Raw genomic sequence first — 17,994 nt, forward strand, 5'->3', positions numbered from 1 at the left:
AACGCCATCCCCGATGGCATCCGTTTGTCCCTCCGCGCAGGTCATCGTGCAGGTCGAGCCTCCCAAACCCACATTGCTGGCAGCACTGGTTCGGCATTATGACGAGCTGGTGGATCATGTTCGCCGACGCTTCGGCGAACGGGTCTTCGCCCGTGAGGTCGTACACGATTTGTGCCTGCAGTTGCTTGAGCAGGATGAAAAGCAAGGTGTGCGTACGCCAGTGGCCTTGTTGCGCAAGATCGCCCACGATATCGCGATCACCCGCTATCGTAGCGAGCGTCGACGCCAGGCCTGGGTTGTCGGCGTGCCGACATTACCTGAAGTCGTCAGTGGCGCTCCGAGCCAGGCGCGTCATCTCGACGGTGAACGCACCTTGGCGTTGCTGACTGATGCGATCGCCAATCTGCCGCCACGCTGTCAGACGGTGTTCGTGATGCACAAACTGCATGAACTGCCACAAGCCGAAGTGGCTGAACGCCTGGGCATTTCCCTCAAAACCGTAGAAAAGCACCTGCGCCTGGGCATGAGCGCTTGCCGGGAGTATCTGGGTACGGAGCTACTGCCATGAGTCGCAACTCGCACAAACCCAAGGATTACAGCCAGGAAGACGAGGCCATTGCCCGGTTTCGTGAGGACCTCAAGCAGCGTTTTCCGCTGCCCCCTTCAACGCCAGCCAAGAACAAGCGCGGAGCAGGAAAAACACTTGGACTGCTACTGCTGGCAATTGCTGCTGGCGCGGTCTGGCTCGACCCTGCCTACCGCAGTCAACACATTGCCAGCCAGGTCGGTCAGCGCCAGGCGCTGCAGCTGGCCGATGGCAGTGAGGTGCTGCTCGACAGCGACAGCGAAATGACGATCAGTTGGCACCTGCGCTCTCGCCAGGTTGAGTTGAACCGAGGGCAGGCGCTGTTCCAGGTCTCGCCGATGGTGTATCGCCCGTTCCTGGTCGATGCCGGTGGAGCAGGGGTGCGCGTGGTCGGCACCCGCTTCAACGTCAATCGGTATGAGCAGGATGTGCAGGTCACCGTGGCCGAAGGCAAGGTAGCCGTCCGGGGGCGTGCCACCGACACGATTGCGCTGCTCGAAGCTGACCAGCAATTACGCGTGCGACAGGGCATCCCGGGTCAGGTGACGCGGGTCAACGCCGAGGATGTCAGCGCCTGGAAAGACAGCCGCCTGGTGTTTGAAAGTACCCCGCTGGCTGAGGTTATCGGCACACTCCAGCGCTACCACCGCCAGCCAATCACGCTCATCGACCCGAGTATCGCCCGGTTGCCGGTATCCGGTGTATTTGACAGCGACCATGTCGAGCGCCTGCTGGCGCTGTTGCCTGGCATCCTGCCGGTGAGCGTTGCCACCGCGGCCGATGGTGCGGTGCTGATCAAATCGCGCGACACGAAAAAATAATCGTCGACCGAGGTAGGGTTACGCGGCTGTGCTGACGGCTATCTCCATGCAACCTTACTTTGTGGAGAATAAAAACGTGAGTCAGCCCTTCCTGCGTGCACCTGTGCGCCTGTCCTTGCTGACAAGCAGCCTGCTGCTCAGCCAATGGTCGTTGGCGCAATCTGCACCGGTCGATTTCGATGTTCCAGCCACCTCGCTGGAGAAGTCACTCAATGCCGTTGCGCGCCAATCGTCGGCACAGATCCTGTTTGCCAGTGACATAACTGCCGGTAAAACTGCACCTGCTCTGCGGGGCCGCTATACCTTGCAGGAAGCGCTTGAGCGGCTGCTGGGCAAAAGCGGGCTGACCGCCCAGGAGCGTGACGAACACACCTACCTGGTAGTACCGGGCACCTCTGCACAAGTCACCGAAGCTGCCGCCAGCGAATCTGCAGCAGTGGAGCTGGCCAGCCTGGAAATCAGCTCGTCGCGTCTGAACAGCGACCTGGTGCCGCAAGCCCGGCAGGTGAATGTCATCGAGCGCGAGCAACTGGAGCAGTTGCGCCAGGGTTCCGATGGGCTGGCCACCTTGCTGGCCAAAAGCATTCCCGGCATGGCTGACTCCAGCCGCACCATCACCGACTACGGCCAGACACTGCGCGGACGTACGATGCTGGTGCTGGTCGATGGCGTTCCGCTCAACACCAACCGCGACTCCTCGCGCAACCTGGCGAACATCGACCCGGCGCTGATCGAGCGCATCGAAGTGATCCGTGGCAGCAGCGCTATTTATGGTGCCGGTGCAACCGGTGGCATCATCTCCATCACCACTCGCCCGGCCGGTGGCGAACCGCGTGCGCAAACCAGCTTGACCGCCGTATCGCCCCTGAGCCAACTGGACAGTGACGGTCTTGGCGGTCAGTTGCAGCATCACCTGTCCGGTTCTCAGGGCCAGGTCGATTACGCCCTGGACTTCGGCGCGCGACACATTGGCGCCTCCTATGACGCCAACGGGCACCGCATCGCGCCAGAGCCCAGTCAGGGCGATCTGTTCGACGCCAACACGTACAACATTGGCGGAAAATTGGGGTTGCGCATCGATGATGTCCAGCGCATCCAGCTGTCTGCCAGCCACTACAACGCCGAGCAGAACTCCGACTATACCTCCGACCCCTCTGTCGCCAGGCTCCCGCCAGGTTCGGTGCCGGCAAGGCCGCTGTCCGGGTTGTCGCTGGACGAGCAGAACCAGATCAAGAACACGCTGCTCAACCTTGAATACGCGCACACCGACATCCTCGGCGGCACACTGAATGCGCAGCTCTACTACCGGGACTACTTCACCCGTTTCACGCCGTTTGATGCACGGGCGGTGGCCACCCGTGGCCGCAATGTCGATCAGGTGATGCAGAACAGCGAGGTGTACGGCAGCCGGATCACCCTGCGCACCCCGCTCGGCAATGAGGGCAATACAGAGCTGCTGTGGGGCGCTGACTTCAACCAGGAGCGCAGCGACATGCCGATCGACATCTTCGACCCGCAGGTCTACGACGCGAGCGGGGGCAGGGTGTTCGACAAGATCGGCAAGCTGACCTATATGCCCGACCTGACCACGCGCAGCGTCGGTGGCTTTGCCCAGCTTCAGCACAAGTTCAACGATCAATGGTCGATGGAAGGCGGCGTACGTTACGAGTACGCCACCGCCGAATACGATGACTTCATCCCGCTGTCGGAGTCGGCAGCCGCCCAGCCGGCCACTGTCCAGGGCGGCGAGGTGCACTACGATTCGGTGCTGTCCAACCTCAGCGTGACCTACTCGCCGGTGGCGGGTCAGGAAATCTATGCGGCGTTCAGCCAGGGTTTCCAGTTGCCTGATATTGGCGTGCAGCTACGCAATGCCCGCCGCGGGTTCGATATCGACTCTTCGAATCTGGAACCGGTGAAAACCAACAATTACGAGTTGGGCTGGCGCGGTGCGTTGGGCGAGCAGACCCTGGCGTCGCTGGCGCTGTTCTACACCACCTCGAAACTGGGCGATGTGCAGAGCTTCAACAACGGTTTGATCCTGACACGCACCAAAGAACGGATCTATGGTGTCGAAGGCAGCGCCGACTGGCTGACCAACGATGAGCGCTGGGGTGCCGGTGGCACCTTTACCTGGATGAAAGGCCGGGAACAGCCGGACGGTGGTGACTGGCAGGACATGACCGGGTATCGCATCCCGCCACTCAAACTGACCGCCTACGTACAGTTCAAACCCAGCGACGTTTGGAGCAACCGTGTGCAAGCCACCTATTTTGACGGTGACGACTATCGTCTGAATGGCGTTGCCAGCTTCGGTCGACGCAAGGTCGATGGCTATACCACCGTAGACCTGATCAGTCAGTACCAACTGAGCGAAGACGACCAGGTCAGCGTAGGTATCCAGAACCTGTTCAACCGGAGTTACTACCCGCTTTACAGCCAACTGATGCGCAGCAGTAACAACACCAGCCATTTGCCAGCGCCTGGTACTGTGCTGACGGCGACTTACACGCACCAGTGGTAATAGCCTGATTGCGGGGGGGACGGAGGTATCTGCTGCATCCGTCTGCCCCCCGGGTGGGACAGAGTATTGGCAGATCCATCATCGATACACGTCAGTAGCTCGGCATGCCTCCAGTGCACTGGCGAGGTAATCGACAAACACCCGGACTTTCTGCGACACATGCCTATGACTGGCGTACAGCGCATAGATCGAGCGCCGAGGCATCGACTGCCCGGGGAGTAGTTGCAGCAACTGCCCGCTGTCGAGCAAGGGCCGGGCGATGAACGAGGGCAGGGCGCCGATGCCCAGGCCAGCCAGCAACATGTCGCTAAGCATCAGACTGTTGTCTACCGCAAGGCGCACTGGCAGTTCCAGGCGGCTGTTGCCTTGCGGGCCTTGCAGGTGCCAACTGCCGGGATGCTCGGCCAGGCGATAGGCCAGGCAGCTGTGCCCGCGCAGATCGTCGACGCTTTGCGGCGTGCCGTTGGCCTGCAGGTAAGCCGGTGCGGCGCAGATCACTTGCTCAACTTCGCCCAGGCGTCGGGCCACCAGCGAGGAGTCCGGCAGGTGGCTGCGAATTCGAAGCGACACATCAAAGCCCTCGCTGACGACGTCCAGCAGACGGTCGTCGAGGGTGAGCTCGACCTTGAGCTCTGGGTAGCGCTGCATGAACGTCACCAGGATCGGCGACAGCACCTTGAGGCCAAACGACAGCGGTGAGTTGACCCGTAGACGGCCGCTGGGTTCGCTGGCGCCGGCTTGGGTCGCCCGCTCCAGGGCATCCAGTTCATCAAGCAGGTGGCAACATTCGCTGAAGTACGCCTGGCCAGCCTCGGACAGGCTCATGCGACGGGTGGTGCGCAGCAGCAAGAGGCTGCCCAGGCGCTCCTCCAGATGCCGCACCTGCTTGCTCACCGCCGCTGTGGATTGCCCCAGGTCGACGGCAGCCAGGCTGAAGCTGCCGCGCTCAACCACGCGGCGAAAGGTTCGCATGGCCAGCAATACATCCATATTTTTTCTCCTGGGTTGAATATCATTCAATGAAATGCCTGATTATCTATTATTAAACAGCCAATAACATGACCGCTCCCCCTTATAGGAGTCATGTCATGTTGCTGTCTTCGTGGATTAAAAATCTTACCGGGCTCGCTGTTTTGTCGGTGCTCAGCTCACTCTGCAGCGCAGGTGCGCAGGCCTTGCCTGAGGTGGGTATCAGCCCCTGGGGGGAGAAGGACGAGATCGGGCGTCTGAACCTGATGACCCCGCAGTCGCAGGCGGCGATCATGGCCCGGGTCAATGGCGCCCAGGCCTACGACCTGGCAGTGGAGTACTTTGTCGGTATGCCCAGCTGGCAAGCTGCGGGTGACCCGCCCTACCAGATGTGGATGACCCACACCCCCCACGGCAATGTGATCGCCGACCCGATGCAGGTCGGCGAACCGATGAACCAGCACGTCAGCTACAGCGGCTCGGCGGTATCTATGTATGCCCACATGGGCACCCATATCGACGCGCTCAATCACTTTGGCCTCGACGGCAAGATCTGGAACGGCTTTCGTGCCGACCAGCACCTGGGCGACCGTGGCTGGAATGTCACTGGAGCAGAAAAGCTGCCACCGATCATCGCTCGAGGCGTGATGATCGATGTCGCCGCGGCCAAGGGCCTGGAGCAACTGGAAGATAGCTACCGCATCACCCGCAGCGATTTGCAGCAGGCGCTGGCCAAACAGCGAGTGGCATTGGCGAAAGGTGACGTGGTGCTGATCCGTACCGGGCGCATGCGTGACTATGAACACGCCCAGGCCTACATGGCCAACCCGCCAGGTCTGAGCCTGGATGCGGCGAAGTTCCTGGTGGAGGACAGTGGCGCCATGGTCGTTGGTGCCGACAATCTGAGTTTTGAGACCTTCCCTTCGGAAGTCGAGGGCAACTACCTGCCGCTGCACACCTATCTGTTGGCAATGCAGGGCGCGCCGATCATTGAGCTGGTGAATCTCGAAGGCTTGTCCCGAGACCGCGTTTACCAATTCGCTTTTGTCGGGGCATCTTTGAAGCTGCGCGGAGCCGATGCGGCGCCGATGCGCCCGATGGCCTTGCCGATCCGCTAACGGTATCGATAAACAATTTTCCCGCTCACGAATCCGGCTTTTCAGGGTTGCCCTGGGTGGGTGTTTCGGTTGAGTGCCCAGGTGCTGGGCCAAGTGGGCTGGTAGCTGTGAGCAGACTCGACGCGCGACTGCCAAGTAGTGAGCCGGCCTGGAAATAGCCCATCACCGTGCTGACACTGCGGTGTTCGGTCATCGCCATGACTTCACCCAGTGGCACGCCCTGACGCCCGGCCTCCGTGACGAAACCAGAACGCAGGCTGTGCGCCGCCCAGTCGCCGGCGAGGCCGGCCAGCGCCGCACGGCGTTTGACGATGCGTGCGACCTGATCTGCGCAGAGGCCTGTCGTGCCGACCTTGCCGCCCTTGTACAAACGACGGAATAGCGGGCCGCTGAGGGCAGGGGCGGCGTCGAGCCAGGCATTCAAGGCCTGCGCGGCCGGCCCCTGCAGCGGCTTCTCGCGCCGCACACCCCCAGTGTCGGTCTTGGTGGCGCCGAGCGCATACAACCAGGTGTCGGCGTCCAGTTGGCGCAGGTCCTCGATCTGCAGGCCAATCACTTCCGAACGGCGCCGACCGCCGCCACTCCAGGCCAGCAGCAGCAAAGCACGATCACGCACGCCGCGGACCCCGTCGGTACAGGTGGCCAGCATCGCCTGAAGGGGTTCGAGCACCACGGCGGTTTTCTTGCGCAACACGACGCCCTGGCGGGCTTGCGCTTTGCGCGCCTCGCGCAAGAGGGTCTTCACCGCTGAGGCCGCGCACGGGTTCTCCCACTCGTTGAGACGGTGCCACTTGGCCAATACCGCCAAACGATGGTTCACCGTGTTGAACGCCAGGACGCCGCGCTTGCCCTTGACCCCAGCAGCGACCAGGGCCGCATCCAGCTGCGCCGGCAGCAGCTGGCTCCAGCTGCCATCAGCGCCCGGGCGCGCCAGGTGGTCGACGATGAACTGCACCGCGACTTCCGCGGGCAGGGCGCCGTCACCGAGCGTTCGGCCATAGCGCAGTTGCAGCCAGGCGGCCCAGTAGGCGAGGGCGCTGCGGTAGCTGCGCACGGTATTCGCTGCGGTACCGGCGGCAATGAACGCTTCGGCGGCGTTGCGGGTGCTTTCGCTGAGCCCATTCAGCGCCAACGGGGCATCTGAGGGCTGCGGATTAATATCTGTATTATTCAATACGTTCAACGTAATATATTTTAAGTTTATGATTTATAAGGTCGGATAACATTTATTTATCAGACCTAATATAGCGGAGGGCAGGGCATGGCGGTAGGTGTACCGGAAAACGACGTGTTCGCCGCGGCGGACGCGGTGCTAGCCCGTGGCGAGCGGCCGACGGTGGAAAGGGTGCGCCTGGAGCTAGGCCGTGGCAGTCCGGCACGAGTCGGTGCTTTGCTCGATCAGTGGTGGGAACAACTGGCCGGACGCCTGCGCGGCGAGACCCGCCTGCCCGGGCTGCCGGCGGAGGTGGCGCAGGCCTTTGTCGCGGTGTGGCAGCAAGCGACGCTGCTGGCCCAAGCGGTAGCAGAACAGGCGCTTGCCGCACAACGCCAGGTGCTGGTGGACGAGCGCGCGCAGCTGGCGGTGGAACAGGAACAACTGCGCCTGGAGGCGGCTCGCGCTCGCCAGCAGACCACGGAAGCTGTTGCCGCGCGCCAGGCCAGCGAAACCCGTCTGGGCGATCTGGAGCAACTGCTGGAGCAGCGTCTGGTGCAGATCGATGACCTGCGCCAGCAGCGCGAGCAGCAGGGTAGCCAACTCGACGAGGCACGCCAGGACGCCGCGACCCTTCGTCAGCAGCTACAGGACACCCAGGTCCTGGCGGAACAGCTGCGCCTCGAGCAGGAACGCTACACCCAGGAGGTGGAGAACCGGGCATTCCGCGAAATCGATCGTGCTCGCGAAGAAACTAAAGGCCTGGCGGCCCAGCTCAAGGAAACCAACGCACGGCTCCAACTCGCCCACCAGGCCTTGCAGACCAGCCAGACTGCCTTGACAGATGCCCGAGAGCAGGGCGCCGAAACCCGGGCGCAGGCAGCAGCGCTACGCCCACAGGTGGAGCAGTGGCGCCAGGCGGCCGCGCAGGCGGAGGAGCAACTGCAGGCGGTGCAACAGCGCCTGCTAGTCACCCAGGCCGAACTGGGCACCGCGCGGGAGCACGCTGCGGCGGCGCAGGCGCGGGCCGAGACCCTCGAACAGCATGTGAAACCGCAGGGCGTCACCGCGGTGAATGAGCGACCGCCACGCGCACGTAAAACGCACAGTAAAGACCGGTGATCTGGTGCGCCGGATTCAAGCCGGCTTTAGGGTACTTGGCCGCTGGTCAGCTTGGCTGCTGTGTGGTGTCGCCGTGCCTGGGCAAGGCGATTGAGATGAGGGCGGCAGCCAGTACAAAACCGCTCGATACCCACAAGCAAGCCGCCAGGCCATAGGCCTGGAACACCCAGCCGGAAAGCAGGGTGCCGAGCAGCCGCCCCAGAGCGTTGGACATATAGTAGAAGCCCACGTCCAGTGAGACCCCGTCTTCCTTGGCATAGCTGACGATCAGGTAGCTATGCAGCGATGAATTCACGGCAAACAGCACACCGAACAGCATCAGCCCACCAAGCAATACCACCTGAGCCGACCAGCCTGCGCTCAGCCCCAGAGCAATGAGTGCGGGCAGTCCGGCCAGCGCGATAGCCCAGGTGAAGGCTGCTCGGCCGTCCGGTACATGGCCACGCTGCTTGCCGGTGATGCTGGGGGCAAACGACTGCACGATGCCATAGCCGATGATCCAGGCGGCAAGAAAGCCACCGACCAACCAGAAGTCCCAGCCAAATACGCTGCTCAGGTACACGGGCAGCGCTACGACGAACCAGACGTCGCGAGCACCGAAGAGAAACAGTCGTGCGGCCGAGAGGATGTTGATCGCCCGGCTCTTGGACAGCATGTCGCGGAACTTCGGTTTGGCTTTGGCCTTGCCCAGGTCCTTTTTCAGCAGCAGCAAGCTGCCTGTCCAGATAAATGCCAGCGCCGCCGCCATGGCCAGCACCGCCATGGTGAAGCCGAGCAGCGCAAGCAGAGCACCGCCCAGGAAAAAGCCCACCCCTTTGAGCGCGTTTTTCGAGCCTGTGAGGATGGCCACCCACTTGTAGAGGGTGCCTTGCTGGCTATCCGGTACCAAGAGCTTGATGGAACTCTTGGCGCTCATCTTGTTCAGGTCCTTGGCGATACCGGACAACGCCTGGGCTCCCATCACCCAAGGCACCGTCAGCCAGGCCGCCGGAACCGTGAGCATCAGCAAGGCCAGCACCTGCATGCCCAGGCCGATGTTCATGGTGCGATTGAGCCCCAGACGGGCGCCGAGGTAGCCGCCCACCAGGTTGGTGATCACGCCGAAAATTTCGTAGAACAGGAACAGCGCGGCGATATGCAGCGGCGTGTAGCCCAGCGTATGGAAGTGCAAAACCACCAACATGCGCAACGCGCCGTCGGTGAGAGTGAAGGCCCAGTAGTTGCCGGTAACCAGCAGGTACTGACGCACTTGTGTAGACAGGGCTGACAACGCCTTCATGATCGCCGTTTACTCCGCCGCGCCGACCAGTCGGGCCAACTCCGCTGCACGATTGGCGTAGCCCCACTCGTTGTCGTACCAGGCGTAGATTTTCACCTGGGTACCGTTGACCACCAGGGTCGACAGCGCATCGATGATCGAAGACCGCGGATCGGTGCGGTAGTCGATGGACACCAGTGGGCGCGTTTCGTAGCCCAGGATGTCCTTCAGCGGGCCCTCGGCCGCCGCCTGCAGCAGCGAGTTTACCTCTTCAGCGGTGGTCTCACGCTCCACCTCGAACACGCAGTCGGTCAGCGAGGCGTTGGCCAGCGGTACGCGCACGGCGTGACCATTGAGTTTGCCGCGCAGCTCGGGGAAGATCTCGGCGATCGCTGTAGCCGAACCGGTGGTGGTTGGAATCAGGCTCATACCCGAGGCACGGGCGCGGCGCAGGTCCTTGTGCGGCGTATCGAGGATGCTCTGGGTATTGGTCAGGTCATGGATGGTGGTGATCGAGCCGTGGCGAATGCCGAGGTTTTCGTGGATTACCTTGACCACCGGAGCCAGGCAGTTGGTGGTGCAAGAGGCAGCGGTGACAATACGGTGCCGGGCCGGGTCGAACAGGTGCTGGTTGACGCCCATCACCACGTTCAGCGCGCCGTTTTCCTTCACCGGGGCACAGACCACTACGCGTTTGACGCCCTGATCCAGGTAGGTCTGGAGCACGGCTACCGACTTCATCTTGCCGCTGGCCTCGATGACCAGGTCGCAGCCCGACCAATCGGTGTCGGCGATGGTCTTGTTCGCCGTGACCTTGATGCGCTTGCCATCGATCACCACCGAGTCGCCTTCTGTGCCTGCCTGGCGGTGCCAGCGTCCGTGCACCGAGTCGAAGTTGATCAGGTGGGCATGGGTTTCAGCGTCCCCGGCCGGGTCATTGATCTGTACGAATTCGAATTCCGGCCAGTCCCAGGACGCGCGCAGCGCCAAGCGACCGATACGTCCAAACCCATTGATGCCGACTTTGATTGCCATGTGCTTGTTCTCGAGTCCCGGTTAGCGAGTGGTCAGAGAGTGTTGGTGAACTGATTGATGTAGCTGAACGCAATAGGGGGGCAGTAGCATGCTCAGCCGGCCTCAGATAGATCGTTGATTGACGCGCTTGGACAGTTCTTCAGCCGATTCTTTACGTTCGGAGTAGCGATCAACCATGTAGTCGGCGCGATCACGCAGAAGCAGGGTGAACTTCACCAGCTCCTCCATCACGTCGACGACACGGTCGTAGTACGCAGAGGGCTTCATGCGGCCTGCCTCGTCGAACTCCAGATAGGCCTTCGGCACTGACGACTGGTTAGGGATGGTGAACATACGCATCCAGCGGCCGAGCACGCGCAACTGGTTGACCACGTTGAACGACTGCGAGCCACCGCAGACCTGCATCACCGCGAGGGTTTTGCCCTGCGTCGGACGCACAGCACCCATGCTCAGCGGAATCCAGTCGATCTGCGACTTGAACACGCCGGTCATTGCACCGTGGCGTTCTGGCGAACACCAGACCATGCCTTCCGACCACAGCACCAGGTCGCGCAGCTCTTTGACCATGGGGTGGTCGTCGGGCACGGCATCCGGCAGCGGCAGGCCTGATGGGTTGAAGATCCGCGTCTCGGCACCGAAGTGCTCCAGCAGGCGGGCTGCTTCCTCTGTCAGCAGACGGCTGAAGGAGCGTTCGCGGGTCGATCCATACAAGAGCAGGATGCGCGGTTTGTGAGTGGATTGCTGTTCGATCGCCAGTTTGTCTGAAGTCGGCAGATCGATCAGTTCACTGTCGATGTTGGGAATAGGGTGTTCAGTCATGATTTCACTCCTGGGACAAGGCGCCCGAGGAATGAAAGGCGGCTTGTGCTCATGGTGGTTTTCTCGGCCGTGATCAGCAGCAGGTGGCGACGCGCAGTGGGCGCTCACCCATGGTGTCCAGTCGTTTGGCACTGGTGCTCAGCCATTCGCGATTGGCCTCCAGCGTCGTTACCAGGACTTCGCCTACCCAGGTGGGCAGCTCGGGATGCAGCCGGTAGTAGACCCATTGGCCTTGTCGGCGGTCTTCCAGCAAGCCGCAGGTGCGAAGTTGCGCCAGGTGGCGGGAAACCTTGGGCTGGCTTTCGTCCAGGGCACAGATCAGTTCACAGACACACAGTTCTTCCTCGCGAGCGATCAGCAGCATCATCCGAATGCGGTTCTCGTCGGCGAGGCATTTGAACACCTTGGTTGGGGTCAGCGAGTCAGCCATCACTAGATACTCTGCGCGTATATGGTTTTTCGAATATACGCTTTTTCGAATGTATCGCAAGTTTGTGATGGTGAGTGACCGCACATGCGCGCCATGATTTCGTTGGTGTTGGCGCCTTTTGACCCATCGATGCCTGTTTATAAGGACGCTCCATTCGATTTGCATAGTCGCGCCAAGCGCTTCCAGCTAAGCTGGCGACATGGTTCTCTGAGAATGGATTCGATGATGCATCTACCGCTCGCACTGGGTCTGTTACTTGCCGCCGCCTTGGTCGAAGCGGCTCCGCTGCAAGTGCCCACTCCGGCCGAACTCAAGACCCAGCTCGACAGTCTCAAGCCTGGTCAGTTTCTCTGGTACCCGCAGGTCTCGCCGGTCGGACCGGTGACCGTGGTGGTCAGCCTCACCGAGCAACGCGCTTACGTTTATCGCAATGGCATCGCCATTGGCGTCAGCACCGTGAGCAGCGGCAAGCCAGGCCGGGAAACCCCCACTGGGGTATTCAGCATTCTGCAGAAAAAGATCGAGCATAAATCCAGCCTCTACAACAGCGCGCCGATGCCCTACATGGAGCGGCTGACGTGGGACGGCATCGCCCTGCACGCTGGCCATCTACCGGGATACCCCGCCTCACATGGTTGCGTGCGCCTGCCGCTGGAATTCGCCAAGAAGCTGTATGAAGTCACCGGATTCAGTTCGACCACCGTGATCGTTTCCGATACCCATAGTGCGCCGGTGGAGGTCAACCACCCCGGTGTGCTGGCGCCTACAGTCAACGCGGGCAAAGCCCAAGGCCCGCTGGTATTGAACAACCAACAGTTCTGGAACGACCCAGACCCGACGGCGGGGCCACTGTCGATCCTGATCAGTCGCGCCGACCTGCGCGCCTACGTGTTTCGCGCTGGCCAGTTGATCGGCTCGGCGCCAGCACTGTCGCTTGAAAGCAGCCGGCATCGCAGTGGAATGGCGGTATATTCCCTGCTGCAAAGACCATCTCCCTTGGCAGCCGACTCCGCGCTGCCATTACACTGGTCGATGGTTGCTCTGAGCAATCCGGAGTATGGGGATACCCCTTATGAACAATTGGGCCAATTGAACATGCCCGCGGAATTCCGCGGCCATTTACGCGCGGCGATGGATGTCGGCACGATGCTGGTGATCACCGATTGGGCGTCCACTCGGGATACCCGCAGCAATGGAGAATTCACGGTGATCAGCACCGAAGACAGTGAAAAACTTAAACCATTGGTCAAGAAATAATCGGCAAGCCTGTAAAAATCAAGCAAAGTAGTGGCCTTTGGCTTCAGACAAGCCGATTTTTCGCTGAGAAAACGTGCCATACCAATGCAAAGCAAAACCGACCATTAGGACTTAGCACCTGTTGACGACTTCGCGAGCCAGCGCCGCACAAGGCAAAAAGCAGTCCTGCTTTCGATCGCAGACAGGTTTTTAACAGGGTAATCCATGTCGATGTTCGAACCATTGCGGGGAGCTATCCGGCTCTCAGTGGCCTGTATTGGTCTATTTTTCCTGAGCGCCTTGCACACCGCCCACGCTCAAACCCTGCCTAGCGCTGCCGAGCTGCAGCAATTGGCGCCGAGCGCCAGCCTTTCGACCCTGACTCTGGCACTCACCGCCTACACGTGCGCCAGTCACAGCGACGCGGACAAGTTGCTCACGGTAATCGACTACTCCAAGGCATCGCGTGACAAACGGCTGTGGGTGTTCGACTTGCGCTCCAGGAAACTGTTGTTCGAGGAGTGGGTTGCCCATGGCAAGAACAGCGGCGCCGATATGCCAACTATGTTCTCCAACACCCCGAACAGCTACCAATCCTCCATCGGCCTGTATGAGACCGGTCAGACCTACAGCGGCAAGCACGGCCGCTCGCTGCGCCTGCAGGGGCTGGAGCCGGGGTTCAACGACAACAGCATGTCGCGGGCGATTGTCATGCATGCCGCCGCGTATGCCGACCCCAAGGTCGTTACCGGTCTCGGTCGCCTGGGCCGCAGTCAGGGTTGTCCTGCCGTTCGGCCGGCCATTGCCGGCAAGCTGATCGATACGCTGCGACGCGGTAGCTATGTGTTCGCCTATTACCCGCAGCAAGACTGGCTGAAAAAATCGCGTTTCCTTAATGCGCAGAGCTGTCCGCTGGCTAGTCAAGCGATTGCGAGTAAGTAGTAGGGGGTAGGCAGCAATGGCTGCGTGACGCTTCGAGTGGATCCGCGTGAATGGCCGAATCTGCGGCCTGAACCAGCTAGACAACTCACTCCACAGGCACTTGCCCCGCTTGCACAGTACGCCTCAGCACCGCCGCCGTCTCGGCACGCGCCTCAACTTCGTCCAGCAACGCCTCCACCAGCGCGAGGCTCATCTCCAGCGATTGTTCAGTCGCCCAGAGCAATTCGCGCACTTCGGCATCGACCATGTCACAGGCGTGAGCGTTGGTCCGGTAAGCGCTTTTAAGCAGGACCGAGGCATGGACCAGAGCGTCTTCGGCGGACACGCCCGGGCGTACGGCGAACAGCGGATCGTGGCTGCCATCGCAGGAGCCGAAGGTGGTGCTGGTTTTGGTGACGAGGGGAGGGTCAGGAACGGGTTTTGTCATGGTGCAGCTCCTTTTGCAGTGGAGCCGCTGGTGCCGATAGGCTTATAGAAGTTGTCCGGTACGTTAGTACGGTCAGGTTTCTTCGAGGTAAAACGGCGGTCGTTCCAGTATTCGGCGAAGGTCAGTACCTCAGAGACAATGCCGGCCCAGACGACACTGTGACTTGAGATAGGGTTCACTGCAGATCCAGCAAATGCGAGCACGAGGTCCCCGACCTTTGCCTTCTTGCGGATGCGCGGCTTACAGACAGCCAGCGTAACGGCCGGCGGATCGTAGTTTGGCGCGGAGCCAGCGTCTGCGGCGATCACATACGTGTGGACTCGCATAGTCATGCCTCGCACGATTTCAATATTCTCAGAGTCTCCGATTTATAGGAGGCCGCGTTAGGATAGCGAGAGATCTTGTAGATGTGAGCCAACTGATTGATTCGGAGGGCGCGGGGTATTGTGAACATCTCACTGGAGGTATGGGGAAACGGGCAGCTCATGAACATGGCACCTTATTTAACAAGTGGGCGATGTCAGATGTTCATAAGCTGTTCGTAAGCCTCCCGCTCATAGCTCAACACGCTAAAGATGAATGCATTTGTTCATCGACTAATGTTCATGATCGAGCCCTCCCGCTTGTCTAGACGGTCCGACCTTTGGCGGCTACTCAAGTGCTGAGGACGCTGCGGTAAACGGGTAGGGAGTCCCAGCCTCATACCCTCATCAGAATGCGCAGATGGGATTTCAACCTGACTCTGAATCGGGAATTTTAGGACCCTGTGACGGTACTGTTAGCGGATTTATCACCCTTCAGGAATCAATGAAACTGTGGGTAATGCTTCTGGCGGCTGGTTGGTAGCGACCAGGGGAAACTAGAGGTGGAGCGGGGTGCTCGCAACGGGAAAATGGCGGTAGGAGTATGTTTGGGGAATGGATTACAAGGAAGGGGGGAAGTCTGACTTTTGGCGAAGGAGTGATCATACACTAGACCAGCAATATCACATTGACATGAGCTTTTCTGTCTGGCCTACTCGGGCCAGAAGGTGGACTATTAGTATAAAAGCGAGGTTATGTCGCAATTTCAATTAACTAACCTGCCGATCTTGAGTAAGGCGATGAGGTTAACATGGACGTAGATCTAGTTAAAATTATAGCGAAGGAATTAGTGCGCCTCGCCAAAAAGAGGCGTTTAAAAATACTGCCTCCCGGTGTGGCTCCCAGCCCCGGATGGTTAAATGAAAGATCCTTTTTTCGTATGTCAGCGATACGTACAGAAGGAATGGTGCTGTGGCTGAACACCCTGCAAGAAGATTCAAGCCTAAGCGTGCAGGAACGAATTGAATATTTATTAAAAGGAAAGGATGACTTTAAGAAGCTATTAAGGGATCCGGACGTTTCGGACCTTCTAAAAAAAACATTTCATGTGGATGGAGCGATTAAGCTCAGCGAAGACGAAGTGGCAAGTTTAGCTTCGTTGCCCTATGGGGTAGATTTATCCAAGCAAGGGGTTCGAGAGAAAATTGAGCGTATTTTGTCACTATGTGCTTACCCCCTAGGTCGTCATTATGTATTCAGGGGGCCGAGCTACTACTTCATGTTTGAAGGTGCACATGTAGACATGAAGGGGCCGCTCACATCGATAAATGATTACGAAGTCTGCGAGTTAAACTACGATCAATTCGCCCGGAATCTCTTGGCGCACTATAATGAAGTCGGTGATGCGTTGCACTTCGCGACCCGGCATTTACAGCACGAAGTATTTACAAAATTTTCGTCAGTTAGAGATGCGCTATGCAGGGAGTTGTTGAGCAAGCTGTCGCAGAAAAAACTCAGAGCTATACGAAAAAAAGCCACCCACAGCAATCGCCTTCTCGGTCATCAAGATACTGATCAATTCTTCGGGCACCAATTGGATCAAATACTTGACGATCTTGAAGAGTTTCGCGAGATGGTGGCCAGTTATCGCAAGACAGGTGGCGGCCTAGACCAGATAATAATATTTGTTGCGCATGGGAGTTCTACGCTGCGTCAGGCCAAATTAGTGCTGGGGGTGGACGTAGACTCCGTATTAAATAGGCATCTAAAATTAGTGCCGGGCAAGCCTTTTCGAAAACTTCTTCTCGGGCTGCTGGACTCAAAGATCAATGTCCTTGCCTTCCATCAAAATGCCTCGCAAATCCTCTATAATCGGGACTTCTTAAATCCCAAATCGCAAGGAAGCCTTGTTCTCAATAGAGATACAGTTAGGAACATGGAGAGTGCATGCCTTAAAGAGTTTCGCGAATTCAGCGATGCTCAGGAAAACGCTAGAAACAAGGAGGGGAACTTAAGTCTTTTGGCCGAATTGGAAGACACAGTGGCTCTATATATGGATGTATTGATAAACGACAATGATGCTAGCTACGTCAGGCTGGCTGGCTTGCTTTCGCCGGAGGTTTGGAGCCTAAGGAGCAGTCCTTATGGGACGTGCCCCAAGATTCTATATGATTCAATTACCTTGATGGGGAAATTTTTTAACTTCCTCGATTTATATCACAAAACTTTTGAGCTTGAGCAGCAGAGAAAGCAAGCTAAGAGTCAAGCTCGCGAAAAATCATTTAGAAAGTCCAATATTCATGACGTTGCGCAAAAGAATGCGCGGGCGAAGCTTATACGACTTTATCGTGAAGAAAATGATCCTCTAGCAATGGTGCTCACAGCCCAGCAGGCCATGAATGTCATTGTGCACAAGGGATTTGATCCAGAGCGAGACGTATTGCATGCAATGAGCATTAACTACGGGGGGGCGTTGGTCGGAATGTATGCGAAGCATACATTTTCGCGAATGGTGCCTGGAGGGCAATTGTCAGTAAATACTGGGGCGCTCATATATTCAATTTATGACCTGAAAACAAAAGGCTCATTTTTTGATTTATCAGACTATCCATATTCTTCGATTGCCAATGATATGACGCTGGGGCATTTTGCGAGAAAGAAGCTGAAGTCAGAGAACTGGCTATTGGTCTTTGATGACAATACCAACAGTGGTGAGACGGTAGATAATGTACGGAGGCTAGCCTTGGATTCCGATCTTTTCGGACGTATTGATACGTTCACTTGTCGTGCCAATCCAAATATTGAAAAATATAAGGAATCTCTGACCCCTAAGCAACGGATCGATATTGTCGGTGTGGCGGGGCTGAGATTGAGGAAGGCCAAAGTCGCGGGTGCTAACGAACGCTACAAAGAGCTCATTGGTACGATAGTGGGCAATCGACTGTTCAAGATAGTTAATGCTCAAAAAGCTCCCCAGTAACTCAATGGGGAACTTTTTGAGCATTCTTTAATGTGCTTTTCAGCTATTTCCACGGCGACAAAATGTAGAATCTTGTCGATTGGCGCGTTGCCGTGGCTCGCGCGATAAGGGCTTTACATGATTTAACAAGTGGGCGATGTCAGATATTCATAAGTTGCTTGCAAGCCTATTTTTACTAATTTAATAGTGTCTAAATAGATGTGGTTGTTTATCGTTCTATGTTCATAGACTTCGGTTTCCGCGGCCGTCTTAGCCTCGCCGATCCGACCTGC

The 17,994-nt window shown here is 58.5% G+C and carries 16 protein-coding genes; 8 read left to right on the plus strand and 8 right to left on the minus strand.

All coding sequences use genetic code 11. The features are described 5' to 3' along the window. Positions 1-13 precede the first annotated feature (13 nt). From AC07OF_RS16120 to AC07OF_RS16130, 3 genes are read left to right on the plus strand one after another with little or no spacing between them, the layout of a single operon-like run. Complete coding sequence (locus AC07OF_RS16120) at positions 14-568, plus strand: RNA polymerase sigma factor (protein ID WP_495073156.1); 555 nt, start codon at positions 14-16, stop codon at positions 566-568. Further along, positions 565-1,407 (plus strand): FecR family protein, encoded by an 843-nt coding sequence (locus AC07OF_RS16125; RefSeq protein ID WP_495073157.1) that lies wholly within the window; start codon positions 565-567, stop codon positions 1,405-1,407. The genes AC07OF_RS16120 and AC07OF_RS16125 overlap by 4 nt, the downstream gene beginning before the upstream one ends. 46 nt (positions 1,408-1,453) lie before the next feature. Beyond that, positions 1,454-3,931 carry a TonB-dependent receptor gene (locus AC07OF_RS16130; RefSeq protein WP_157192554.1) on the plus strand — a complete coding sequence of 826 codons (2,478 nt, stop codon included), beginning with the start codon at positions 1,454-1,456 and terminating at the stop codon, positions 3,929-3,931. Positions 3,932-4,009: 78 nt separating this feature from the next. On the opposite strand, the gene AC07OF_RS16135 is transcribed toward AC07OF_RS16130, so the two are convergent. After that, entirely contained in the window at positions 4,010-4,921 is a 912-nt protein-coding gene (locus tag AC07OF_RS16135; protein WP_157192555.1) for a LysR family transcriptional regulator, read from the minus strand. Between the two features lie 98 nt (positions 4,922-5,019). On the opposite strand from AC07OF_RS16135, the gene AC07OF_RS16140 reads away from it, so the two are divergent. Further along, entirely contained in the window at positions 5,020-6,018 is a 999-nt protein-coding gene (locus AC07OF_RS16140; RefSeq protein ID WP_495073158.1) for a cyclase family protein, read from the plus strand. 25 nt (positions 6,019-6,043) lie between these two features. On the opposite strand, the gene AC07OF_RS16145 is transcribed toward AC07OF_RS16140, so the two are convergent. Further along, positions 6,044-7,201, minus strand: coding sequence for a site-specific integrase (locus AC07OF_RS16145; protein ID WP_495073159.1), 1,158 nt, complete (start codon positions 7,199-7,201; stop codon positions 6,044-6,046). 78 nt (positions 7,202-7,279) lie between these two features. On the opposite strand from AC07OF_RS16145, the gene AC07OF_RS16150 reads away from it, so the two are divergent. Next, positions 7,280-8,293 carry a DNA-binding protein gene (locus tag AC07OF_RS16150; protein ID WP_157192558.1) on the plus strand — a complete coding sequence of 338 codons (1,014 nt, stop codon included), beginning with the start codon at positions 7,280-7,282 and terminating at the stop codon, positions 8,291-8,293. Between the two features lie 46 nt (positions 8,294-8,339). Here the strand turns inward: AC07OF_RS16150 and arsJ are convergent, their stop codons facing one another. The 4 genes from arsJ to AC07OF_RS16170 form a co-directional block, all read right to left on the minus strand. After that, positions 8,340-9,572: an organoarsenical effux MFS transporter ArsJ gene (gene arsJ, locus AC07OF_RS16155; protein WP_495073160.1), complete on the minus strand. Its 1,233-nt coding sequence runs from the start codon at positions 9,570-9,572 to the stop codon at positions 8,340-8,342. Between the two features lie 9 nt (positions 9,573-9,581). Continuing rightward, positions 9,582-10,586, minus strand: a complete 1,005-nt coding sequence (locus tag AC07OF_RS16160) for an ArsJ-associated glyceraldehyde-3-phosphate dehydrogenase (RefSeq protein WP_495073161.1) — start codon at positions 10,584-10,586, stop codon at positions 9,582-9,584. A gap of 102 nt (positions 10,587-10,688) precedes the next feature. Beyond that, positions 10,689-11,405, minus strand: a complete 717-nt coding sequence (arsH, locus tag AC07OF_RS16165) for an arsenical resistance protein ArsH (protein WP_157192561.1) — start codon at positions 11,403-11,405, stop codon at positions 10,689-10,691. A gap of 73 nt (positions 11,406-11,478) precedes the next feature. Further along, the gene (locus AC07OF_RS16170; RefSeq protein WP_157192562.1) at positions 11,479-11,835 is read right to left on the minus strand and encodes a metalloregulator ArsR/SmtB family transcription factor; all 357 of its coding nucleotides are present in this window, start codon (positions 11,833-11,835) and stop codon (positions 11,479-11,481) included. A gap of 222 nt (positions 11,836-12,057) precedes the next feature. On the opposite strand from AC07OF_RS16170, the gene AC07OF_RS16175 reads away from it, so the two are divergent. Next, positions 12,058-13,092: a L,D-transpeptidase gene (locus AC07OF_RS16175; protein ID WP_495073256.1), complete on the plus strand. Its 1,035-nt coding sequence runs from the start codon at positions 12,058-12,060 to the stop codon at positions 13,090-13,092. 204 nt (positions 13,093-13,296) lie between these two features. Beyond that, positions 13,297-14,013 (plus strand): murein L,D-transpeptidase catalytic domain family protein, encoded by a 717-nt coding sequence (locus tag AC07OF_RS16180; protein ID WP_495073162.1) that lies wholly within the window; start codon positions 13,297-13,299, stop codon positions 14,011-14,013. Positions 14,014-14,098: 85 nt separating this feature from the next. On the opposite strand, the gene AC07OF_RS16185 is transcribed toward AC07OF_RS16180, so the two are convergent. Together AC07OF_RS16185 and AC07OF_RS16190 are read right to left on the minus strand one after the other, a co-directional pair. Continuing rightward, positions 14,099-14,440 (minus strand): DUF6124 family protein, encoded by a 342-nt coding sequence (locus AC07OF_RS16185; RefSeq protein WP_495073163.1) that lies wholly within the window; start codon positions 14,438-14,440, stop codon positions 14,099-14,101. Then, on the minus strand, positions 14,437-14,772 hold the full coding sequence (locus AC07OF_RS16190) for an Nmad2 family putative nucleotide modification protein (RefSeq protein WP_495073164.1): 336 nt from the start codon (positions 14,770-14,772) through the stop codon (positions 14,437-14,439). The genes AC07OF_RS16185 and AC07OF_RS16190 overlap by 4 nt, the downstream gene beginning before the upstream one ends. 781 nt (positions 14,773-15,553) lie before the next feature. On the opposite strand from AC07OF_RS16190, the gene AC07OF_RS16195 reads away from it, so the two are divergent. Then, complete coding sequence (locus AC07OF_RS16195) at positions 15,554-17,722, plus strand: hypothetical protein (protein WP_495073165.1); 2,169 nt, start codon at positions 15,554-15,556, stop codon at positions 17,720-17,722. Positions 17,723-17,994: the final 272 nt, after the last annotated feature.

The sequence above is a fragment of the Pseudomonas sp. GW821-FHT10B02 genome, from assembly GCF_059415665.1.

Coding starts and splice junctions, on each gene's coding strand:
- AC07OF_RS16195 (WP_495073165.1), top strand. CDS start 15,554: ATGGACGTAGATCTAGTTAAAATTATAGCGAAGGAATTAGTGCGCCTC.
- AC07OF_RS16140 (WP_495073158.1), top strand. CDS start 5,020: ATGTTGCTGTCTTCGTGGATTAAAAATCTTACCGGGCTCGCTGTTTTG.
- AC07OF_RS16120 (WP_495073156.1), top strand. CDS start 14: ATGGCATCCGTTTGTCCCTCCGCGCAGGTCATCGTGCAGGTCGAGCCT.
- AC07OF_RS16150 (WP_157192558.1), top strand. CDS start 7,280: ATGGCGGTAGGTGTACCGGAAAACGACGTGTTCGCCGCGGCGGACGCG.
- AC07OF_RS16185 (WP_495073163.1), bottom strand. CDS start 14,440: ATGACAAAACCCGTTCCTGACCCTCCCCTCGTCACCAAAACCAGCACC.
- AC07OF_RS16130 (WP_157192554.1), top strand. CDS start 1,454: ATGCAACCTTACTTTGTGGAGAATAAAAACGTGAGTCAGCCCTTCCTG.
- AC07OF_RS16170 (WP_157192562.1), bottom strand. CDS start 11,835: ATGGCTGACTCGCTGACCCCAACCAAGGTGTTCAAATGCCTCGCCGAC.
- AC07OF_RS16175 (WP_495073256.1), top strand. CDS start 12,058: ATGATGCATCTACCGCTCGCACTGGGTCTGTTACTTGCCGCCGCCTTG.
- AC07OF_RS16190 (WP_495073164.1), bottom strand. CDS start 14,772: ATGACTATGCGAGTCCACACGTATGTGATCGCCGCAGACGCTGGCTCC.
- AC07OF_RS16125 (WP_495073157.1), top strand. CDS start 565: ATGAGTCGCAACTCGCACAAACCCAAGGATTACAGCCAGGAAGACGAG.
- AC07OF_RS16135 (WP_157192555.1), bottom strand. CDS start 4,921: ATGGATGTATTGCTGGCCATGCGAACCTTTCGCCGCGTGGTTGAGCGC.
- AC07OF_RS16160 (WP_495073161.1), bottom strand. CDS start 10,586: ATGGCAATCAAAGTCGGCATCAATGGGTTTGGACGTATCGGTCGCTTG.
- arsH (WP_157192561.1), bottom strand. CDS start 11,405: ATGACTGAACACCCTATTCCCAACATCGACAGTGAACTGATCGATCTG.
- arsJ (WP_495073160.1), bottom strand. CDS start 9,572: ATGAAGGCGTTGTCAGCCCTGTCTACACAAGTGCGTCAGTACCTGCTG.
- AC07OF_RS16180 (WP_495073162.1), top strand. CDS start 13,297: ATGTCGATGTTCGAACCATTGCGGGGAGCTATCCGGCTCTCAGTGGCC.